Source organism: Pseudomonas sp. ASL9, assembly GCF_056680335.1.
This window is the reverse complement of the sequence record NZ_CM155277.1, coordinates 200770-219795: the sequence shown is the minus strand read 5'-3', so window position 1 is coordinate 219795 and position 19026 is coordinate 200770. Positions and strand designations below refer to the sequence as shown.

General features: G+C 57.4%; 18 protein-coding genes. 5 read left to right on the top strand and 13 right to left on the bottom strand.

The annotated features are described in order from the left end of the window. Position 1: 1 nt before the first annotated feature. The 10 genes from kdpE to AC1ME2_RS00930 form a co-directional block, all read right to left on the bottom strand. Complete coding sequence (kdpE, locus tag AC1ME2_RS00975; RefSeq protein WP_480438764.1) at positions 2-691, bottom strand: two-component system response regulator KdpE; 690 nt, start codon at positions 689-691, stop codon at positions 2-4. Next, entirely contained in the window at positions 688-3387 is a 2700-nt protein-coding gene (gene kdpD, locus AC1ME2_RS00970; RefSeq protein WP_480438763.1) for a two-component system sensor histidine kinase KdpD, read from the bottom strand. Before kdpD ends, kdpE begins: the two co-directional genes overlap by 4 nt. Positions 3388-3413: 26 nt before the next feature. Then, on the bottom strand, positions 3414-3986 hold the full coding sequence (gene kdpC / locus AC1ME2_RS00965; RefSeq protein WP_480438762.1) for a potassium-transporting ATPase subunit KdpC: 573 nt from the start codon (positions 3984-3986) through the stop codon (positions 3414-3416). A gap of 12 nt (positions 3987-3998) precedes the next feature. Then, a complete protein-coding gene (kdpB, locus tag AC1ME2_RS00960) occupies positions 3999-6077 on the bottom strand; it encodes a potassium-transporting ATPase subunit KdpB (RefSeq protein ID WP_480438761.1) in 2079 nt (692 codons plus the stop codon). A 10-nt stretch (positions 6078-6087) separates the two neighbouring features. Beyond that, complete coding sequence (gene kdpA, locus AC1ME2_RS00955; RefSeq protein WP_480438760.1) at positions 6088-7860, bottom strand: potassium-transporting ATPase subunit KdpA; 1773 nt, start codon at positions 7858-7860, stop codon at positions 6088-6090. Then, complete coding sequence (gene kdpF, locus AC1ME2_RS00950) at positions 7857-7949, bottom strand: K(+)-transporting ATPase subunit F (RefSeq protein WP_480438759.1); 93 nt, start codon at positions 7947-7949, stop codon at positions 7857-7859. The genes kdpA and kdpF overlap by 4 nt, the downstream gene beginning before the upstream one ends. A 284-nt stretch (positions 7950-8233) precedes the next feature. Further along, positions 8234-8665, bottom strand: coding sequence for a nuclear transport factor 2 family protein (locus tag AC1ME2_RS00945; protein ID WP_480438757.1), 432 nt, complete (start codon positions 8663-8665; stop codon positions 8234-8236). Between the two features lie 520 nt (positions 8666-9185). Beyond that, positions 9186-9707, bottom strand: a complete 522-nt coding sequence (locus AC1ME2_RS00940) for an OsmC family protein (RefSeq protein ID WP_480438756.1) — start codon at positions 9705-9707, stop codon at positions 9186-9188. A 182-nt stretch (positions 9708-9889) separates the two neighbouring features. After that, entirely contained in the window at positions 9890-10693 is an 804-nt protein-coding gene (locus tag AC1ME2_RS00935; protein ID WP_480438754.1) for a glycosyltransferase family 2 protein, read from the bottom strand. Between the two features lie 324 nt (positions 10694-11017). Further along, on the bottom strand, positions 11018-12349 hold the full coding sequence (locus AC1ME2_RS00930) for an aminotransferase-like domain-containing protein (protein ID WP_480441935.1): 1332 nt from the start codon (positions 12347-12349) through the stop codon (positions 11018-11020). A 102-nt stretch (positions 12350-12451) separates the two neighbouring features. Between AC1ME2_RS00930 and AC1ME2_RS00925 the strand changes: the two genes are divergently transcribed. Next, on the top strand, positions 12452-13348 hold the full coding sequence (locus AC1ME2_RS00925; protein WP_480438753.1) for a DMT family transporter: 897 nt from the start codon (positions 12452-12454) through the stop codon (positions 13346-13348). 245 nt (positions 13349-13593) lie between these two features. Here AC1ME2_RS00925 and AC1ME2_RS00920 read toward each other — a convergent pair whose 3' ends face one another. Continuing rightward, complete coding sequence (locus AC1ME2_RS00920) at positions 13594-14895, bottom strand: D-serine ammonia-lyase (RefSeq protein ID WP_480438751.1); 1302 nt, start codon at positions 14893-14895, stop codon at positions 13594-13596. A gap of 81 nt (positions 14896-14976) precedes the next feature. On the opposite strand from AC1ME2_RS00920, the gene AC1ME2_RS00915 reads away from it, so the two are divergent. The 4 genes from AC1ME2_RS00915 to AC1ME2_RS00900 all read left to right on the top strand — a co-directional run bounded on the left by AC1ME2_RS00915 (position 14977) and on the right by AC1ME2_RS00900 (position 17755). Next, a complete protein-coding gene (locus AC1ME2_RS00915; protein WP_480438750.1) occupies positions 14977-15939 on the top strand; it encodes a LysR substrate-binding domain-containing protein in 963 nt (320 codons plus the stop codon). A 146-nt stretch (positions 15940-16085) separates the two neighbouring features. Next, entirely contained in the window at positions 16086-16760 is a 675-nt protein-coding gene (locus AC1ME2_RS00910; RefSeq protein ID WP_480438748.1) for a type 1 glutamine amidotransferase domain-containing protein, read from the top strand. 78 nt (positions 16761-16838) lie between these two features. Further along, positions 16839-17147: an SPOR domain-containing protein gene (locus AC1ME2_RS00905; protein ID WP_480438746.1), complete on the top strand. Its 309-nt coding sequence runs from the start codon at positions 16839-16841 to the stop codon at positions 17145-17147. A 113-nt stretch (positions 17148-17260) separates the two neighbouring features. Beyond that, on the top strand, positions 17261-17755 hold the full coding sequence (locus tag AC1ME2_RS00900; RefSeq protein WP_480438744.1) for a hypothetical protein: 495 nt from the start codon (positions 17261-17263) through the stop codon (positions 17753-17755). Positions 17756-17775: 20 nt separating this feature from the next. Here the strand turns inward: AC1ME2_RS00900 and AC1ME2_RS00895 are convergent, their stop codons facing one another. Together AC1ME2_RS00895 and AC1ME2_RS00890 are read right to left on the bottom strand one after the other, a co-directional pair. Next, a complete protein-coding gene (locus AC1ME2_RS00895) occupies positions 17776-18087 on the bottom strand; it encodes a chorismate mutase (protein WP_480438743.1) in 312 nt (103 codons plus the stop codon). Continuing rightward, positions 18084-19022 (bottom strand): carbohydrate kinase family protein, encoded by a 939-nt coding sequence (locus AC1ME2_RS00890; protein ID WP_480438741.1) that lies wholly within the window; start codon positions 19020-19022, stop codon positions 18084-18086. Before AC1ME2_RS00890 ends, AC1ME2_RS00895 begins: the two co-directional genes overlap by 4 nt. Positions 19023-19026: the final 4 nt, after the last annotated feature.

Here is a 19026-nt window from a genome sequence, read left to right as displayed (position 1 = left end):
TTCAAGGAATAAAACGGTAACCAACGCCCGTTTCGGTAACGAGGTGTTGTGGCTGGGAAGGGTCGGCTTCGACTTTCTTACGCAAGCCACCCATGAAGACGCGAAGGTAAGGCGTATCTGCGGTGTGTGCTGGGCCCCATACAGCCTTGAGCAGTTGTAAGTGTGTCAGGACCCGGTTCGGGTGCGAGCAAAGATGAACCAGTAAGCGGTATTCCAGCGGCGTCAAATGCAAAGGGGCGCCAGAGCGCTCCACGACACGTCTGTCCAGATCGATCTGGACGTCTCCGAAGGCCAGTACCGCATGGTTCTCGGTATCTTTCACGTGTCTGCGTAACAGTGCGCGAACGCGGGCGAGCAGTTCCCCGGTGCCAAAGGGCTTCACCAGATAGTCATCAGCGCCTGTATCCAGGGCCAGGATCTTGGCGGACTCCGTACCCCGGGCAGACAAAACAATGATCGGCACCGCTGACCAACTCCGTACGTCCCGGATCAAGTCAACACCGTCACCGTCGGGAAGTCCGAGATCAAGCACGATCAGGTCCGGACGGCGTGTCCCCGCGTCGATGAGGCCGCGTTGAAAGGTCTCAGCCTCATAAACCTCCAGGCCATCAGCTTGCAGGGCCATCCGCACGAAGCGTCGGATTTCCTTTTCGTCCTCGATGAGCAGGACACGCAACATCGGCTCGCTCATGGATGCTCCTCGCCAGTCTGCGGGGTAAAGGGTTCGATGACCGGGGGCTCCTCACGGGGCAGGCGTAACGTGAAGCACGCCCCGCCTTCCGGGAGGGTGACACCTAAAATGCTTCCTCCGTGAGCCTGGGCAATGGCTCGACAGATGGCCAGACCCAGTCCGACGCCTGGCACCGAACTTTCCTTTTTGCCGCGTACAAACTTACTGAAGATCGCTTCCTCATGACCGTGGGGCAATCCCGGGCCTTCATCGGCAACCCATAATTCGATGCTCTCAGGCGTGGCGCTGGACCCTAGTTTGATTGGCGTATCGGGGGGCGTGTACTTGATGGCGTTTTCGATCAGGTTGATGAGGATGCGCTCAATCAGCACGGCATCGATACGAACCGGGGGTACGTCATCATCCAGTGCAACCCGGACCGGGCGATTCCCGAGAATCGGTTGGACGGCTCTCAAGGCGCTGCCCACCACCTCTTCTATGGGCTGCCACTGACGGTTCAATATGACTTTGCCGGCCTCCAGGCGCGCCATGTCCAGCAGGTTGTTGACCAAGGTATTCATGCGCAGCGCCGATTCACCCATGGCCGTAGCGATCTCGGCGGCTTCTCCCTCCAAGGGTGGTTTTGTCAGCTTGAGCGCCTCGGCGAGCCCGATTAATACCGACAGGGGTGTTCGCAGGTCATGGGAGATGGCCGAGAGCAGTGAGTTGCGCATGCGCTCGGACTCCATCTGAACCGTGGTGTCCTGGGCAACGTGGATGTAGTGAATCCGCTCGAGGGAGATAGCCAGCAATGAACCGCAGGTTTCCAGCAGGCGTCGCTGCTCGGGCACCACCAATCGGGTCGTGTCGCGCGGCTGCACAGCCAGCACACCGCGCACTCGCATGGGGGCCGACAAGGGCAGATAAAGCGTGGAACTCGAAGGCAGGGTGTCGGTGCCATAGCCGGCCGGTTCGGCTCTATCGAAAGACCACTGGGCAATGGCAACGTCGACATGCGGTGCATCCCCCGTGACCAATGCGGCTTGCAGTTTGTTGTTGTCGTCAGCGACCAGCAGTGCTGACCTTGCACCAAACTCGGCGGACAGAAAGTGTGCGCCGATTTCGGCGACCTGCTCGGTCATTAGCGCTGCGGACAACAGGCGCGACATGTCGTACAGCGCCCGCATGCGGTCTTCGCGTCGTTGCGCCACGCGCGCCTGGTAGGTCAGGCCGGCGGTCATTTGTCCGATCACCAGTGCGACAACCAGCATGACACTGAAGGTCACCAGATACTGGACATCGGCAATGGCAAACGAATAACGCGGCGCCACAAAAAAGAAGTCGAAGGCACCCACTGACACAAAGGCCGCCAGAACTGCCGGGCCGCGACCAAAACGAACCGCTGCTGCGACGACAGCCAGCAGGAAAATCATGACGATGTTGGCCTGTTCCAGTACCTCCGCCAAGGGCATGGCCACCAGGGTCGTCGCCGTGCAGAGTGCCACACTCCAGAGATAGGGTTGCCACACCACAGGGCTCTTGCTTACCGTTGCGCTGGTCTCTGCGTGTGCACGCTGGCGGGTGGGAAGAGAGACTTGAATCACATCCAAATCTGCACCCAGTGCGCCAACTCGATCCGCGAGCACCCGCTTCCAGAACCGACGACGGGGGCGTTCGTCGCGGCCCAGCACGATTTTGGAGAGATTGTGCTGCCGCGCGTACTTGACCAGCGTCTCGGCAACGTCCTGACCGGCCAGGGTCGAGATCTGTGCGCCCATGTCCTGGGCAAGTTTCAAGGTTGCCAGCACGCGACGGCGTTTTGCATCGGGAAGGCGCTGCAAGGCGGGTGTCTCGACATACACGGCATGCCACGGCACGTTGAGCTGAGCGGCCAGGCGAGCCGTCGAGCGTACGGTTTTCTCCCCCTGTTCATGGGGGCCAATGCAGGCGAGCAACGAGTCGCGGGTACCCCATACCGGGTTTACCGCACTGCTTTTGCGGTATTGCAGCATCTCGCTATCAACACGGTCGGCGGTGCGACGCAGCGCCAGTTCGCGCAATGCGATCAGGTTGCCTTTGCGGAAGAAGTTCTGCACCGCACGCTCGGCTTGGTGGGCCAGATAGACCTTGCCTTCTTTGAGGCGTTGAAGCAGGTCGTCGGGCGGCAAGTCAACAATGATCACCTCATCGGCCGTGTCGAACACATGGTCGGGCACGGTTTCCCAGACCCGGATGCCGGTGATACCACCGACGATGTCGTTCAGGCTCTCAAGATGCTGAACGTTCATGGTGGACCAGACATCGATGCCCGCACTGAGCAACTCTTCTACGTCCTGCCAGCGTTTAGGATGACGGGAACCGATGATGTTGGAGTGAGCCAGTTCGTCGATCAAGATCAGTGCCGGTTTGCGCAACAGTGCGGCGTCCAGATCGAACTCCGTCAGCGTACGGTTCTTGTCGATGACCTGTTTGAGAGGCAGTTGTTCAAGGCCCTCTGTCAGGGCCAGGGTCTCGGCACGGCCGTGGGTCTCGATCACGCCGATCTGCACGTCGATGTTCTGCAACTTTGCGGTCTGGGCCGCCGCCAGCATCGCGTAGGTCTTGCCGACACCGGCACTGGCCCCGAAAAAAATCTTCAGCCGACCGCGTTTGGCGTGTGCTTCTTCTTCGCGGATCTGTGCCAGTAACTGGTCTGGGTCAGGACGTTGTTCGGCCATCAAGCCCACCGTGTGAGAGTTAACGCTCAATGTGTGGCGTCGAGCGCCAGGTTCAGTATCAGTACGTTGACCCGAGGCTCGCCCAGGAATCCAAGCAGCATGCCTTCAGAGTGTTCGGCAATCAGCTCGCGGACCCGCTCGACGGGCAGGTTGCGCACCCGCGAGACTCGGCCCGCCTGGTACAGGGCGGCTGCGATACTGATATGAGGATCAAGACCACTGGCCGAACTGTAGACCAGGTCGGCGGGCACTGTGGCGGTGTTTCCTGGGTCGGCAGCGTGCAACGCGTCGATCCGGCCCTTGATCGCATCCGCCAGTGCCGGGTTCAATGGCCCCAGGTTCGAACCTCCCGAGGCCAGCGGATTGTAGGCCATCGGGCTGGTGGCGGACGGGCGGCTCCAGAAGTACTTCGGATCACTGAAGCCCTGACCGATCAACAGGGAGCCCACGGTTTTGCCGTCTCTTTCGATCAGGCTGCCCGCCGCCTGATGGGGGAAGGCCAGCCTGGCGATCGCGGTGGTGAGTAGCGGGTAGGCCAGGCCTGTGATCAGAGACAGTGCAATCAGCAAGGTCAACGCCGGACGCAGCAGAGATAACATAGCCGTACTCCCTCAAGTCAGACCGACAGCGGACAGCGCCATGTCGATCACTTTTATGCCAATGAATGGAACGATTACCCCACCCAACCCATAGATCAACAGGTTGCGGCGCAGCAGCAGGGCCGCACCGACCGGGCGGTACTTAACGCCTCTGAGCGCCAGGGGAATCAGGAAGATGATAATCAGTGCGTTGAAAATCACCGCCGACAGCACGGCGGAGTTCGGGCTCGTCAGGCCCATGATGTTGAGTGCCGCGAGCTGTGGGTAGGTGGTGACGAACGCCGCCGGCACGATCGCGAAATACTTGGCGATGTCGTTGGCAATCGAGAAAGTGGTCAGTGAGCCACGGGTCATCAGCATCTGTTTGCCGGTTTCCACCACCTCGATCAACTTGGTCGGGTTGCTGTCGAGGTCGACCATGTTGCCGGCTTCCTTGGCCGCCTGAGTCCCCGAGTTCATCGCCACGGCGACATCGGCCTGAGCCAGCGCCGGGGCGTCGTTGGTACCGTCGCCGGTCATGGCCACCAGCCGACCTTCGGCCTGGTAGCTGCGAATCAGTTCCAGCTTTTGTTCAGGTGTTGCTTCCGCCAGAAAGTCATCAACACCGGCCTCGGCGGCGATGGCGGCGGCGGTTATCCGGTTATCGCCGGTCACCATCACCGTTTTGATCCCCATGCGGCGCAACTCGACGAAGCGCTCCTTGATACCGCCCTTGACGATGTCCTTGAGTTCGATGACACCCAGCACCTTGGCTCCGTCGGCGACGACCAGCGGAGTACTGCCTCGACGAGCCACCTCGTCGACGATGGTTTGTACCGCGTCGGGAAAGTTTCCGCCCAGGCTCTGGACATACTTGAGGATCGCTTCGCCGGCGCCTTTGCGCAGTTGCCGGGTACCCAGGTCGACGCCGCTCATGCGCGTCTGTGCCGAAAAGTGCACGAAGTGCGCATCGAGCGCCGTGATGTCTCTTTCTCGCAGGTTGAACCTCTGCTTGGCCAGGACAACGATGCTGCGCCCCTCGGGTGTTTCGTCGGCCAGGGAGGCCAGCTGTGCCACATCCACCAACTCCGACTCCTTGATGCCAGGGGCCGGTAAAAAAGCAGAGGCATGACGATTGCCCAGGGTGATGGTCCCTGTCTTGTCGAGCAGCAGAACGTCTACGTCACCGGCGGCCTCCACGGCTCGGCCAGACGTGGCGATCACATTGGCTTCCATCATGCGGCTCATGCCCGCCACGCCGACTGCCGACAACAGGCCTGCGATGGTGGTGGGAATCAGGCACACCAGCAGGGAAATCAGAACGGTGATCGAGACCGGCGATCCAGACTTGGCCGCTGCGACGCCGAACAGGGAGAAGGGCAGGAGCGTCACCGTCACACCCAGGAAGACGATCGTCAGCGCCACCAGCAGGATTGACAGGGCGATTTCATTTGGCGTCTTTTGCCGCTTGGCGTTCTCGACCATCGCGATCATGCGGTCGACGAAGGTTTCGCCAGGGTTTGTGGTCACGCGAATGACTATCCAGTCCGACAAGACCCGAGTTCCGCCAGTCACCGCCGAGAAGTCGCCGCCACATTCTCGGATCACCGGGGCCGACTCGCCCGTGATGGCCGACTCATCCACCGAGGCGGCACCCTCGATCACCTCGCCGTCAGCAGGGATCATCGAGTCCCCTAGATCACCTGCTTCAACCACGATCACATCGCCTTTGCACAGGTCGCTCGATTGAGCCAATTGCCACTGCGCACCGTAGTGAGGCTCGTGCAGTTTCTTGGCCCATATTTCCTTTTTCAGGTTTCGCAGGGAGGCCGCCTGAGCCTTGCTACGGCCTTCGGCCAGAGCCTCGGCGAAATTAGCGAACAGCAGGGTGAACCACAGCCAAAAGGCAATCGCGAAGATGAACCCGGTGGTGGCCTCGCCCTTGCCGATGAAGGCCTGGCCCCATAGGCCGGTGGTAATGATGGCGCCGATATAGACGACGAACATCACCGGGTTACGCCATTGGGTTCTGGGGCTGAGTTTGCGCACGGAGTCGACCATGGCGGGCCATAGCAGTTTCGGGTCGAACAAGGAGAACGCTTTGCGTGTCATGTTCGTAGTCTCACTTGATCATGATGAGGTGTTCGACGACGGGGCCCAGCGCGAGCGCCGGTACATAGTTCAGCAAGCCGACCAGCAACACCGTGCCGATCAGTAAAACGATGAACAGCATCCCGTGGGTAGGCATCGTGCCTGCGGTGACCGCCAGGCGCTTCTTGGCGGCGAGGCTGCCAGCGACCGCGAGCACCGGCACGATGACGCCGAACCGGCCAAACCAACTGGCGATGGCCAACATCGTGTTGTAGAACGGTGTGTTGGCCGACAGACCGGCGAAGGCGCTGCCGTTGTTGTTGGCCGCCGAGGTGAAGGCATAAAGGATTTCCGAGAATCCATGGGCGCCGGGGTTGGCGATCCCCAGCTTGCCGGCCTCGGCCATGACGGCGATGGCGGTACCGAACAGCACCAGCAGTGGCGTCACCAGGATGGCGATGGCCACCATCTTCATCTCGTAGGCTTCGATCTTTTTGCCCAAATACTCGGGGGTACGGCCGATCATCAGGCCGGCGATAAAGACGGCGAGGATGGCGAACACCAGCATGCCGTACAACCCGGAGCCGGTGCCGCCGAACACCACTTCGCCCAACTGCATCAGCACCAGCGGCACCGCGCCGCCCAGAGGCGTGAACGAGTCATGCATCGCATTGACCGCCCCGCACGAAGCCGCCGTTGTCACGGCTGCGAACAGGCTTGATGCACTGATGCCGAAGCGCAGTTCCTTGCCCTCCATATTGCCCGCTGCCGTATCGATGCCCAGCGATGAAAACTGCGGATTGCCGAGTTGTTCGTAATGGGTGACAGCTACCACCGCGATCACAAAGATGATCGTCATCGTCGCCAGCAGGGCCCAGCCTTGCCGTATGTCACCCACGACATGGCCGAACACGAAACACAGCGCGGTCGGGATCAGGAAAATCGCGATCAACTGAAAGAAGTTCGTGACGGCGGTGGGGTTCTCGTAGGGGTGTGCTGAGTTGGCGTTGAAGAACCCGCCGCCATTGGTGCCCAGCATCTTGATGGCCTCTTGTGAAGCGACCGGCCCCATCGCAATCGTCTGCTTGTCGGTGCTGCTGGCCTGTGTGACCGGATTGCCCTGGGCATCCAGGGTTGGCTGCCCGGCAGCGTTGAGCACGGGTGCCTGGTACTGCATGACCTCTAGCGTTGTCACCTCCTTGTACGGGTCAAGATTCTGGATCGCGCCCTGGCTCACGAAGAACAACGCTAAGATCAGCGACAGCGGCAACAGGACCCACAAGGTGATGCGGGTGACGTCGGTCCAGGCATTGCCGATGCTGTCCGCGCTGTGGCGCGCGAACCCCCGGATCAGGGCTATCGCAACTACGATACCGGTCGCGGCGGACATGAAGTTCTGTACCGTCAACGCCAGCATCTGGGTCAGGTAACTCATCGTCGACTCGCCGCTGTAGCCTTGCCAGTCAGTGTTGGTGACGAAACTGGCGGCGGTATTGAAGGCCGAGTCGGGGCTGACAGCGCCAAATCCCTGAGGGTTGAATGGCAGAACACCTTGCAGCCGTTGCAATGCATAAACGGCCAACAACCCGAGCGCGTTGAACAGGATCAAGGCGAGTGCGTACTGGAGCCAGCTCATCTGGGTTTCAGGCTTAACGCCAGCCAGACGATAAAGCGGCGACTCGATATATGACCCGAAGGCAAACCTGCCCTCCATCACGGTGGTCAGCCAACGGCCAAGGGGCCACGCCAGAATGCCCAGCACCAGAAGAAAGACCCCCAGCAGGACCCAGGCTTGAGTAGTCACAGGAAGTCCTCCGGAAACAGTAGCGCGGCAACCAGGTAAACCAGCAAGCCGACTGCTATCAGGCCGCCGAAAAGATAGAAGCCTGTCATGACCGTCTCCTGTTAAGCGCCGCACAGCCGCGCGCGAGGCCGACAAGGCTGATGAAAAACAGAGCACCGAGTACCAAAAAGATGAAGTCCATGGCATTCCCTCCAGCGATGAGAAAAGCCTAGTTGGACGTCTAGTAAATTGTTAAAAGGAATGGGGGCAAGAACATAAAGATCTTATAAAGACGCCACTCAAACAGTGCGGCGTGAAAAGGGGACGGATTTATTTGTCAGCGCCTTCAAGGGCGGTTCTTAAAATAAGTCTGTCCCCCGTAGTTACGCAAAGATCAGGAATGGAAGGCTTGTCGGCCGATCAGTACCCATTGGCCATTCTGCTTTTGCCAAATCTGGAAGTTCTCGATTTCTGTGGGGACCAGTTCGCTATCCTTGATGGCTTGTCCCGAAAAGTGATGACGGACTAACGCCACATCACCCGACACGGTGATTGTCTGGTTCTGCATCTCCAGTGTTTTGAAGGCGCTTTTCCCCGTTTCAATATCGGAGATAAAGTCTTTCTTATCCTGGATTTTCCCACTGGAATGCCCGTAGGTAAGGTTCGCTGCTGTTAGCGCTTCCAGTTGGGGAATGTTCTTGTTCAGCATGGCTTGCGTCAGATGATCTACGGCCTTGGCAACGTCTTGCTCTCCCGACGAAGGCGCTGCCGCCACGTATCCACTGAAGAGGCATAAAAAACCAATAAGCAGTTTGACTTTTTTCATGGGTATTTCCTTGTTGTTGTAGGTACCAGGTACGAAAGAGCAGGGCGTTTAATCATCGGTCATCGTACAACTTAACAGATTTTGACTGAATAGGCAGGCGGTGGTTTTGGCGTTTTCAGGGCATCGGCAGCGAGAGGATGTTGAACATGCTGCTGATGAAAAAGGGGGGCAGCTTATGTATAGGAGGCCTCGCCGCGTCTTCGACGCTGCGCTGTCGCGCAGCAAACTCGGTCCTGTAGGCGCTGCCGAAGGCTGCGATAAGGTCGGCACGACCTTCAGCGGTCTCAAGAAAGCGACCGGTTCCCGGTCGATCGCAGCCTTCGGCAGCTCCTACAGGGGATCAGCGTTTGGCTGAAAATATAATGACATTTATGCTTTATTTTTCAATAAGTTACAGGTTGTTTGATAGGAGCGAATTTATTCGTGATCGACTTCGCAGCGGTCGCGGTGCTGGCCTGGCTCATGGCGGCGACCCTGCTGGTGATGTTCTGGATTCGGTTTTACGGGTAATCCTGCCAGCCTAATCACACGAAGACGAATCGTTACTGGCTGGTAACGAATAAGTACCCAAACCTGTCGAGATTTCGGGGGCGTGGCTGACCGGAAAGTTAACGGAGCGCGCAATGAAGCATTTTTCATGGGCGGCATGATGCAACGCCAAGGCTTTTTCGATATCGGCTCCGGGAGCCAGGGTCACTTTGGGCCTCAACACCACTGAGGTGAATTGGCCGGAGCCATCGCTTTGCTCGACCATTGCTCCCTGCGCATTATCCACATAGGCCACGACCGCAATCCCGGCCTCGGCACAAAGGCCCAGGTACCACAGTTTATGGCACGCAGATAAGGAAGCGAGAAGGAGCTCCTCCGGGTTCCACCGGGTCGGATCACCTCGAAAACTGGGGTCGGATGAGCCCTCAATCGGGGGCTTGCCCTTGGCCTGGATAACATGCGAGCGACTGTAACCACGATAAGAGGACGTACCGGTACCCTCATTCCCCGTCCAGGTAACCTGGACATCGTAGCGGTGAACTTTATCTGCCATTTGCTCCTCCCCGAAAATGTTTTTGCGTCCAAAGGCTACGGTATATGCCCTATGAATTGAGCGCCAGCGATCATTTTCCTGTGGCGATAAGCTCGGTGCATTCAGCTGCATGTTTTTTTAAAGGTCAATCGTGTTACTGATCGGGGAGGGCGCTGACATGCAAAACGAACGGGCGGACGTGGTCAACGTTGTAATGCGGGTTTAAGTTGTTTTTCTTTAGTCAGTTTATTATATGCTTTCACCCTTCGGTGACTGTCCGCATAACCACCCATGGCGGTAACCGTCCCACTTTGGATATGGTCGAGGTAGCTGAATATTTTCCGTGGCGATAAAAAAACAATCTGATATCCACACGCGGTCATTCTATCTTGCAGTTCATAACCGGGGTTGCGGTCATCCGCTAGAAAGTGCAGCCCGTGCTTTTTAATTAGCCGCACATTCCACAGGGTACAAAAGCTCTTTAAATGTTTTTCTCTGAACGGTTTCGGTTCCTTTGCGTTCAGGCCCAAGGCTCGCAAGCCACGCCGAGCGTAGTGTTTGATAAACCGTGAAGCCAAGCGCCAGGCTGATCGACCCACGCCTCTATTCAACTGCTCTACACATCCGACAGCCGCAACCTCGCGCGGGCCAGCACACTGACCGATCATCATGGCAAAAACACTCAGGTCATAGATGAGCGTATCGGTATGCAACACAAACACGTATTCAGTATTGATCTTATCCAACGCAGCATCCAGCGCTCGACCGTGTGCAATGCGTCCTGCTTCATGCGTGGTTTTTTTTCGCTCAATCAGGTTGATCCAACTCAGCGTACGCAGGTACTCGCTGCTCGCGTCGTCCGAGTAGTTATCCACGACCCACAGGGGCGCTCCAGAAGTTTGCAACCCCTCGCGTAACAGATCCAAACAAGCTTTGGTAAGCTCAAGTGATTTGTAATTAACCAACACAACACTGTAGTTCGCCGTGGTTGGAATAGAGTGGGTCATTGTTCCTCAAACCTCGATCACTTTGTTGTAATGATTTTTTGTTGCCGATTACTTGGCCGTTTTTAATACGCCTCTGTTCAAGGCATTTGTCTTCGTTAACGCGAGTGGCGGCATCGGCGAAGGACATGTGTTTCGTCGGGGTTCAATCGTGCAGTTCGTGTGAGGTGGGTATTTCACCCGTGATGAAAGGTTGTTCAGCATTTCCTTAAATTTTCTATGCCGCTCCTAAATCCGCTGGTGTGGAGTATCAAGCAAACGGTGAAGGCTGATGTCAGTGATTGGTAAAGTATCAGTAAAGAAGCGGCTACTCATCGCAGACCTCCGCTATGAATAAGCACCAACAACTTGCTTCACTTTCACGAGCGCTTCTCGAAGCGTGTCCATATCCACCGACCCCAGCGCTAATCGGATCGCATGCGGCACATGGGCAGAGGTAGCAAAAGGTTGGGCGGTTGATACCGAAACTTGCTCGCGCATCAACGCCATGGCTATCTGGTCAGCTCTTGCATCTTCCGCCAAGGGTAGCCAAAGAAAGTAGGAAGAAGGATGGCGAACGTATCGAAGCCCTGCCAGCAGGTCGTCGGCCATGGCCTGCCTGGCCCGTGCGTCCGTGCGCTTTTCCGCCTCCAATTTGCTGACGGTTCCATCGTCGAGCCACGCGCTTGCGATCGCAGTCATCACCCCGGGGGTGTTCCAAGTGGTCGCCCTGATCGTACGTTCTAACGCGGATACCATTTGAGCGGGAGCTGCGACGAATCCGACGCGTAACCCGGTAGCTACGCTCTTGGATAATCCTGAAACGTATACCGTCCTTTCTGGTGCTAATTCAGCGAGCGGTGGCGGCGACTCTTCGACAAGAAAAGCGTACGCAGCGTCCTCAATGATATACAGCTCATGTTTGCGCGCTATCGATACGAGCTGATCGCGCTGATCAGCCCCCATCACCCATCCCAGCGGATTATGCAGTGTTGGCATTGTGTATACGGCACGTACCGATCTGCCCCGACACAGCTTTTCGAGGGCATCGAGATCAGGCCCCTTATCAGTTGCTGGAATGGGCACCACTTCAAGATGCAGCGCTTCAGCCAGCACCTTGAACCCGGGGTAGGTCAACGCGTCAGCAGCGACCACGTCACCGGGTTGCAGAAGCGCCATCATTGTCACAGCCAATCCATGCTGAGCACCATTGACTATCAAAACCTGCTGGGCTGGCACTGTCAGCCCACGTGTACTCAGATGGCGCGCTACTGATGCCCGCTCATGTAGACGCCCCGCATGCGGTTGGTAGCGCAGAAGGGACTCTAAGTCACCGGACAACGCGAGCTGGCGCAAAGCATTTCGCAACAGCACTGTCTGTCCCGGCAATGATGGGTAGTTGAAGTTGAGATCCATCATCCCCGCTACAACGTCGGGCTGGTCTATGCCCTGACCGGGAGGTAAAGAAGTCTCCCTTACGAAAGTACCACGCCCCGTTTCCCCACTGACCAGCCCCATGGCTTCAAGCTCTGAATAGACCCTGGTAGCAGTGACCAAGGCCAATCCTTCTGTGGCTGCAAGCTGACGGTGCGTCGGCAAACGTGTACCTGGAGGCAAACGCCCTGAGCGGATATCTGCTGCAAAGGCGTCAACCAGCGACTTGTAACGGGAGCGAGGCATATCGAGATGTATCCATGACAATATTTTGATTGTATTGATTTTCGGCCATACGATGTGCGTCATGCAACCTGCCCCATGAAGCAATCAGTCGAGTGACTCTTAATGGAATGTACATCGAACCTGAAAAACCAGACGATGGAAAAAACCGCAAGCGGGTGGATCAATGGATTCATCGGCGTACTTATCTTCAGCGGCTCGCTACCAGCGACACGGGTGGCGGTTCTAGAATTCGACCCGGTCTTTCTAACGGTTGCTCGAGCAACCATCGCTGGCATTCTTGCTCTGTGCATTCTTTTGCTCTTCAGGGAAAAGCGTCCTGCTCGAGGCCAGCTTCTACCCTTGGTCATAGTGGCAATGGGCGTTGTTGTAGGCTTTCCACTGTTGACTGCATTGGCTCTACAGTATGTAACGTCCGCGCATTCCATCATCTTCCTCGGTATGTTGCCGCTCGCCACAGCCGCGTTCGGTGTTTTGCGCGGTGGTGAGCGCCCCCGGCCTGCGTTCTGGTTATTTTCGGGCCTGGGAAGCGTGCTGGTTGTGGGGTTCGCCGTTACCCAGGGCCTGACAGCATCTCCCGAAGGAGACATCCTGATGCTGTTGGCAGTCCTTGCATGTGGTCTCGGTTATGCCGAAGGGGCGAAGCTTTCCAGGACACTGGGAGGTTGGCAGGTGATTTCATGGGCATTGGTTCTTTCGATGCCTGTTGTGGCACCGTTGACTTGGTGCCTGACACCCTCTTCGTTCTCGGGGATCAGTACACCTGCATGGTTAAGTCTGGCTTACGTATCGCTCTTCAGCATGCTGATCGGTTTCGTATTCTGGTATCGCGGGCTTGCCCAAGGGGGCATTGCTGCCGTTGGACAGCTTCAGCTTCTACAGCCTTTTTTTGGATTGGCGCTGGCGGCCACATTACTTCACGAGCAGGTCAGCATTGGCATGCTTGGGGTAACCGTTGCCGTGATCCTCTGCGTTGCTGGCGCGAGAAAATTTGCCAAGTAGCCGCTCATGGTCACGCCACAGTGTTAGAGCATTGATCCAGTTGTCTTGCAAATGGGATCACTTAGCGCAAGCGCAATCGTGATCTTCACTATCATTTCCGGCTTGTTCTAGACGATAACGAGTACTCCCCAAGGACTGCATCGATACCATGAGGAAGGCGATTGTCGGAGTTGACGCGATCCAACCAGGTACTACAGAGGTTCGGAGAATGGAAGAACAGGGCAATGCCTTCGCCTAGCGGGCGATCAGCGGGACAGGTCCTCGGCACGAGCCTGGAAGCGCTGGTGCTCCTCGGGTGGCACGAGCGAGCCGCCCGTCGCCCAGATCACATGCGTCGCGTCACTGAGGTCGAGGTTGTTGTCACGCAGGTATTTTTGCCCTTCGGCGGTGTGTGCCAGCCAATTCGGACCACCGATACCCGCTGCTGCCGAGGGCTCGAGCGAAACGTCCATGGCGTGTTTCGTCGCAAGCAGTTGAGCGTAGAGCTGCTCGTCGCTGACGGTGAACACCCCGGCCAGTTGTGAAGCCATCAGCGGGCTGACGAAGCACGAGGCTTGCCCTACTGCCAGCCCATCGGCTTCGGTGTGGTTATCCAGGCCGATGTCGTAAACCGAAACCGGTTGTTCGCCACCTGCTGCCAACTGAACGAGCATGCAGGGTGACGCGACGGGCTCCGCAAAGAAACAATGAACGTGCGGGCCATACACCGCTTTCAGGCCATAGGTGATACCCCCGGGAGCACCACCCACACCGCAAGGGATGTAGACGAACAAGGGGTGTGCGGCGTCAACCTTTCGATCCGCTTCGGCCAGTTGCGTTGCCAAATGATCGGCACCTGCGGCATAGCCCAGGAAAAGCAGGGTAGAGCGTTCATCGTCAACGAAATGGCAGCGCGGTGTACTCAAGGCTTCCAAGCGCCCGGCTGCGACCGCCTGGGCATAATCGCCTTCATGCTCAACCACTCGCACGCCGCGATTCCTGAGGCGATCCTTCTTCCAACGCTTGGCGTCCGTGGACATGTGAACGACTGTTTCAAACCCGAGGGCCGCAGCGATGACGCCGATGCTCAGCCCCAGATTGCCCGTGCTGCCGACCGCAACCTTGTGCTTGGAAAACAAGTCCCGGGCGGGCTGCGAGGCAAGAATGCGGCGGTCGCCGGTCGCCTCCAACACCCCATGCTCGATAGCAATGGATTCGGCCAGCGTCAGTATTTCATGGAAGCCACCGCGCGCTTTGATGGACCCGGCAACAGGCAGCGCATCGTCACGTTTTATGAACCATTTACCTTGCGGGCACGCCAGCCTCTTTTGCAGCTCGTCCGCAGGCATCAGCCGGGACTCGACCTGCCCGCCAGTGTGATCAAGCTCGGGAAACAACATCGCCATCAAGGGTTCGCACTGCTTGAGTCGTGCTTGCGCGGCGGTGATCTGGTCCGCCGATGGCGCGCCCTTGGGTAAGGGCTGGCCTGCGTTCGGATTGAGCCACAAAAGTGGTTCTCTCGATTGTAGTTTTGCTAATAAGTCATTAGGTTTGAGCGCAACGGTCATTGTTATGGACCTTGTAGTAAATTCTGGCTGTTGACCAAAATACTAGAACCCTTATGGTCGCCAAAACAGCGTTCATTCTTAATGACCTCATTAGCCAGGCTAATACCTATACACCTCAATTCTTCCATCCTTGGCGCGCTGAGATGTTTCGAAGTAGCGGGGCGGCAGCTGAGTTTTACCAAGGCTGCGCAAGCGCTCAACCTGACCCAAAGCGCGGTCAGCCAACACATTCGTCAACTGGAAGACCGTCTAGGCTACCCGCTGTTCGTGCGTCAGGCACGGGGGCTGCAGTTGACCTCCAAAGGTCAGGTGCTCTTTGATACCGCCTCGAAAGCGTTTCTTGATATCAACCAGACGCTTCAGCAACTCAGTCTGTCGAATGCACCGTTGCAGGTAAGCTGCCTACCGTCACTGGCGTTGCAGTGGCTGTTGCCGCGTTTGACTGAGTTTCATCGCCAACAACCAGACGTTTCGGTGCGCCTGAAAGCCGAATTTCAGGTACTGGACCAATACGCGATGAACACCGACGACATCGACGTGGCCATCCGTTACGACCCGACCGATTACAGCCGAATACACGCTGACGTCATCCTTGATGAATACCTTATTGCCGTGGCGAGCCCCGAGTACCTTGCGCAGCATCCATCCTTCGCAACGGGTGACAGCCTGGAGGGCGTTGTCTTGTTACACGACGCCACACCGTGGATGGGGGCGCCTGAATTTGTGGAATGGCGTACGTGGTTAGAAACGGCACGTCCCGAATGGCTCGAACAACTGGACGGACTGCAGTTCAATCTTTCCAGCCTTGCCATCACTGCGGCATTAAATCATCAGGGCGTCGCCATGGGCCGCACCGCCCTGATTTACGATGAACTTAAAAGTAAGCGCCTCGTCAACGTATTCGGAACCTATGTGAAGGCGCCCGCACGCTATGTGCTGCTGTCCCGTCAGCCGAAAGACCCACGCGCTGTCGTTTTTACAGCGTGGCTCAAGGCCGAGTGCCACCGTTTCGATGGGTTAAGGACGCTCCTGCTGTCAGCATGACAAGCGCGTACGCGAGATAAACGTTCGCCAATACGCTGAATGAGACGGGGCGGGTTGCGCCGCCATCCAGTGAAATGCCTCGGAACCTATGTGTTCCGCATGCACTCCCACCTACAGTGCTTTAAACCTGACAGGAGACACTCGATATGAAGATTCTGATGGTGCTGACATCCCATGACGCACTCGGTGAAACAGGCGAGAAAACCGGTTTCTGGCTTGAGGAGTTTGTCGCGCCGTACTACGCGTTTCTAGAGGCCGGGGCAACGATCACCGTGGCGTCACCCAAAGGCGGTCAGCCACCCCTGGATCCGAAGAGTGATGCCCCGGACGGGCAGACTGAAACCACGGAGCGTTTCAAGAAAGACTCGGCTGCGCAGAAGGTGCTGGCCAGTACAGTCAAGCTGGCTGATGTGCAGGCCAGTGAATTTGACGCAGTCTTCTATCCGGGTGGTCATGGCCCCCTGTGGGACCTTGCTGAAGATCCGAAATCCATCGCTTTGATCGAGGCGTTCTACAGTGCCGGTAAGCCGGTCGGCGCCGTCTGCCACGCGCCCGGTGTACTTCGCCACGCGAAGGTTAATGGCGAGTCGATTGTCAAAGGCAAGCGCGTCTCAGGGTTCAGCAACAGCGAAGAGGAGGCTGTCGGCCTTACCCATGTCGTGCCGTTTCTGGTGGAAGATGAACTCAAACGCCTCGGCGGGCACTACGAAAAAGTCTCGGACTGGCAGGTACTGGCAATCACCGACGGCAAGCTGGTGACCGGCCAAAACCCGGCGTCCTCAAGTGCTGCGGCAAAGGCATTGTTGAAGCTCTTGGCCTGAAGACGCTGTCAGCCTTTGGCAGTGCTAAACTCCACGCACTTCACACTCGGGGGAATGGTTGTGCGCGGATTGTCCATAATGGTTGCGGTTTTGATGTTGGCGGGATGTGGTGCGGGCAAGTCGGATAAGCCTGTGAAGGTGCAGGCGCCCGCCGTCGTGCAAGTTACAGCGCCTCAGTGGGATGTTCTGGTGGCAGAACCCAAAGCGGTCAGCGACCTGACGGACAGGCTTATCGAGCACGGCTTTCCCTCTTTTGTCGCAGTCCGGGAGGGCAAGGAGCGAGTATTGCTGGGGCCGTTCAATTCAAAAGCCGAAGCCGAAGAAAAACGAGCTCAACTGGCTATGAAGATGAGCTACGCGGCTTCAGTGGTCGACCATAAGCTGTGACCCGATAAAAGCAGCAGCAAATCTACTGCCGAACAGCAGTTGCCGCGCGACACTCGGCACGGGGTGTGTTATCACCCACGCTTCGAGGTACGGGTGACTAATGGAGCGCTTTTATGGACGAAGTACAGCGGTTGGGCGAGTTGCTGAGCGCCAATCAACTTAACGAAGAAAACAAGCATAAGCAGTTCCACGCTGATCTTGCACATTGGGAATCGAGCATTCTCAACGTGTTCGAACAGATCGAGGGCTGGATGGCACCGCTCAAAAGTAGCGGGCAGATGGTGTTCGAATACGAGCCGCACCTTGCGCAAAGCAAGGGTTATCCAGACGAGAACTCGCCATTTCGTACGCAACGGATGACCCTGTCCTTCGCTTCCCGTCAGGTGGTGTTCGTGCCCGATGCCATGGGCGCCAAAGGCCAGGTCTCGATTACTGCGACCGGCCTCAGTGTTCACGGTCAGGAACAAGTATCCCTGACGCTCACTCCGGGTACGGACGAGTGGCTGATGAACAAGCGCGTCGGCCTGAAAGAATCTGAAACCCATCCGTTCACGGCTGACTACTTTGCCAAGCAGCTACAGGCGTTGATTCCTCAACATCCGGTCTGAATGCACGACAGCGGAGCAGGCTACCGAATCTCCGCATGCGCTTTCAGTTCTTGATCGATAAACGCGCTAATCATCGCCCGGTAGACCTGTTCGGTCACTGCCGGGTTGGCGCCGAGCTCCAGGGATAACGAAACCACCTTGGCAATGACCTGCTCGACCCTTTGTGGGGCTTTTACGTCATCAGTGGTTTTCTTGAAATGGGCCGCTTGTGCAACATAGGCTCCACGCTGTGCCAGTAGCGATACGATCTGACGATCAATCCCGTCGATATTTTCTCGAACCTGTTCGATGCTTTTGCAATCGACAACCTTGTTGATGACCTGTTCGTTCATACCAATTGATCTCGATAAGGCAAATCCGGCCCGACCTTGGTGCAGGTCAGTGCTGCGGCAGCGACGGCGAAGTTGAGCATAGTGTCGATAAGCTCTCTGGACAGCTGTTCCAATCCGCTTGGGCTATCAAGTTGCCGTTCGCTTAGAAAGGTGATCAGCGCGGCCTGGAAGGTATCACCTGCGCCAACGGTATCGGCGGTGACGACTTCATGGGCGGGCACCGACCAGCTTCCGTATTGACGGGTGAAGACGCTGGCGCCCTGGGTTCCACGGGTCAGGAACACCAGCTGACAGCGTTTACTCAGCCAGCCTTGCGCCACGCTTTGCGGGTCGCAATCCGGGTAGAGCAGGGACAGGTCCTCGTCGCTGACTTTGATGATGTGAGCGTGCTCGGCAAACACCCCGATCTGCTCGCGCCAGCGCTGGATATCCGGCTCTGGATTGAGGCGCACGTTAGGGTCCAAGGTAATCAGGCGCTGATTGCTTTCGCGCTCGACCAGTGCCAGTAAGGTATCCGCTACCGGTCGCACGACCAGTGAGAACGAACCGATGTGAATGCCGCGCACGCGCTCATCCAGGGTCGGCAGGTGCTTAACCTGTAATTGCCGGTCCGCGCAGCCTTCACCGCGAAAGCTGTAGTGCGGCGAACCGTCGGCGCTCACAGCGACCATTGCCAAGGTGGTGGGTGCGTCGAAGTCGATCAGGTAATCAGGCTTCACACCTTCCTCGTCCAGCACCGTGCGCAGGCGACGGCCCAGATAATCGGTGGAAATCCAGGCAAAAAAAGCTGCATCAACGCCCAAGCGACACAGGCCGACGGCAACGTTGAACGGCGAGCCTCCGGCAATGGCCTGGAAGCCCAGTTTATTGCTTTGCCCGGTGCTGTCAGGCTGGCTGAAAAAATCGAACAGCGCTTCGCCACAGACTAAAAACATAGAT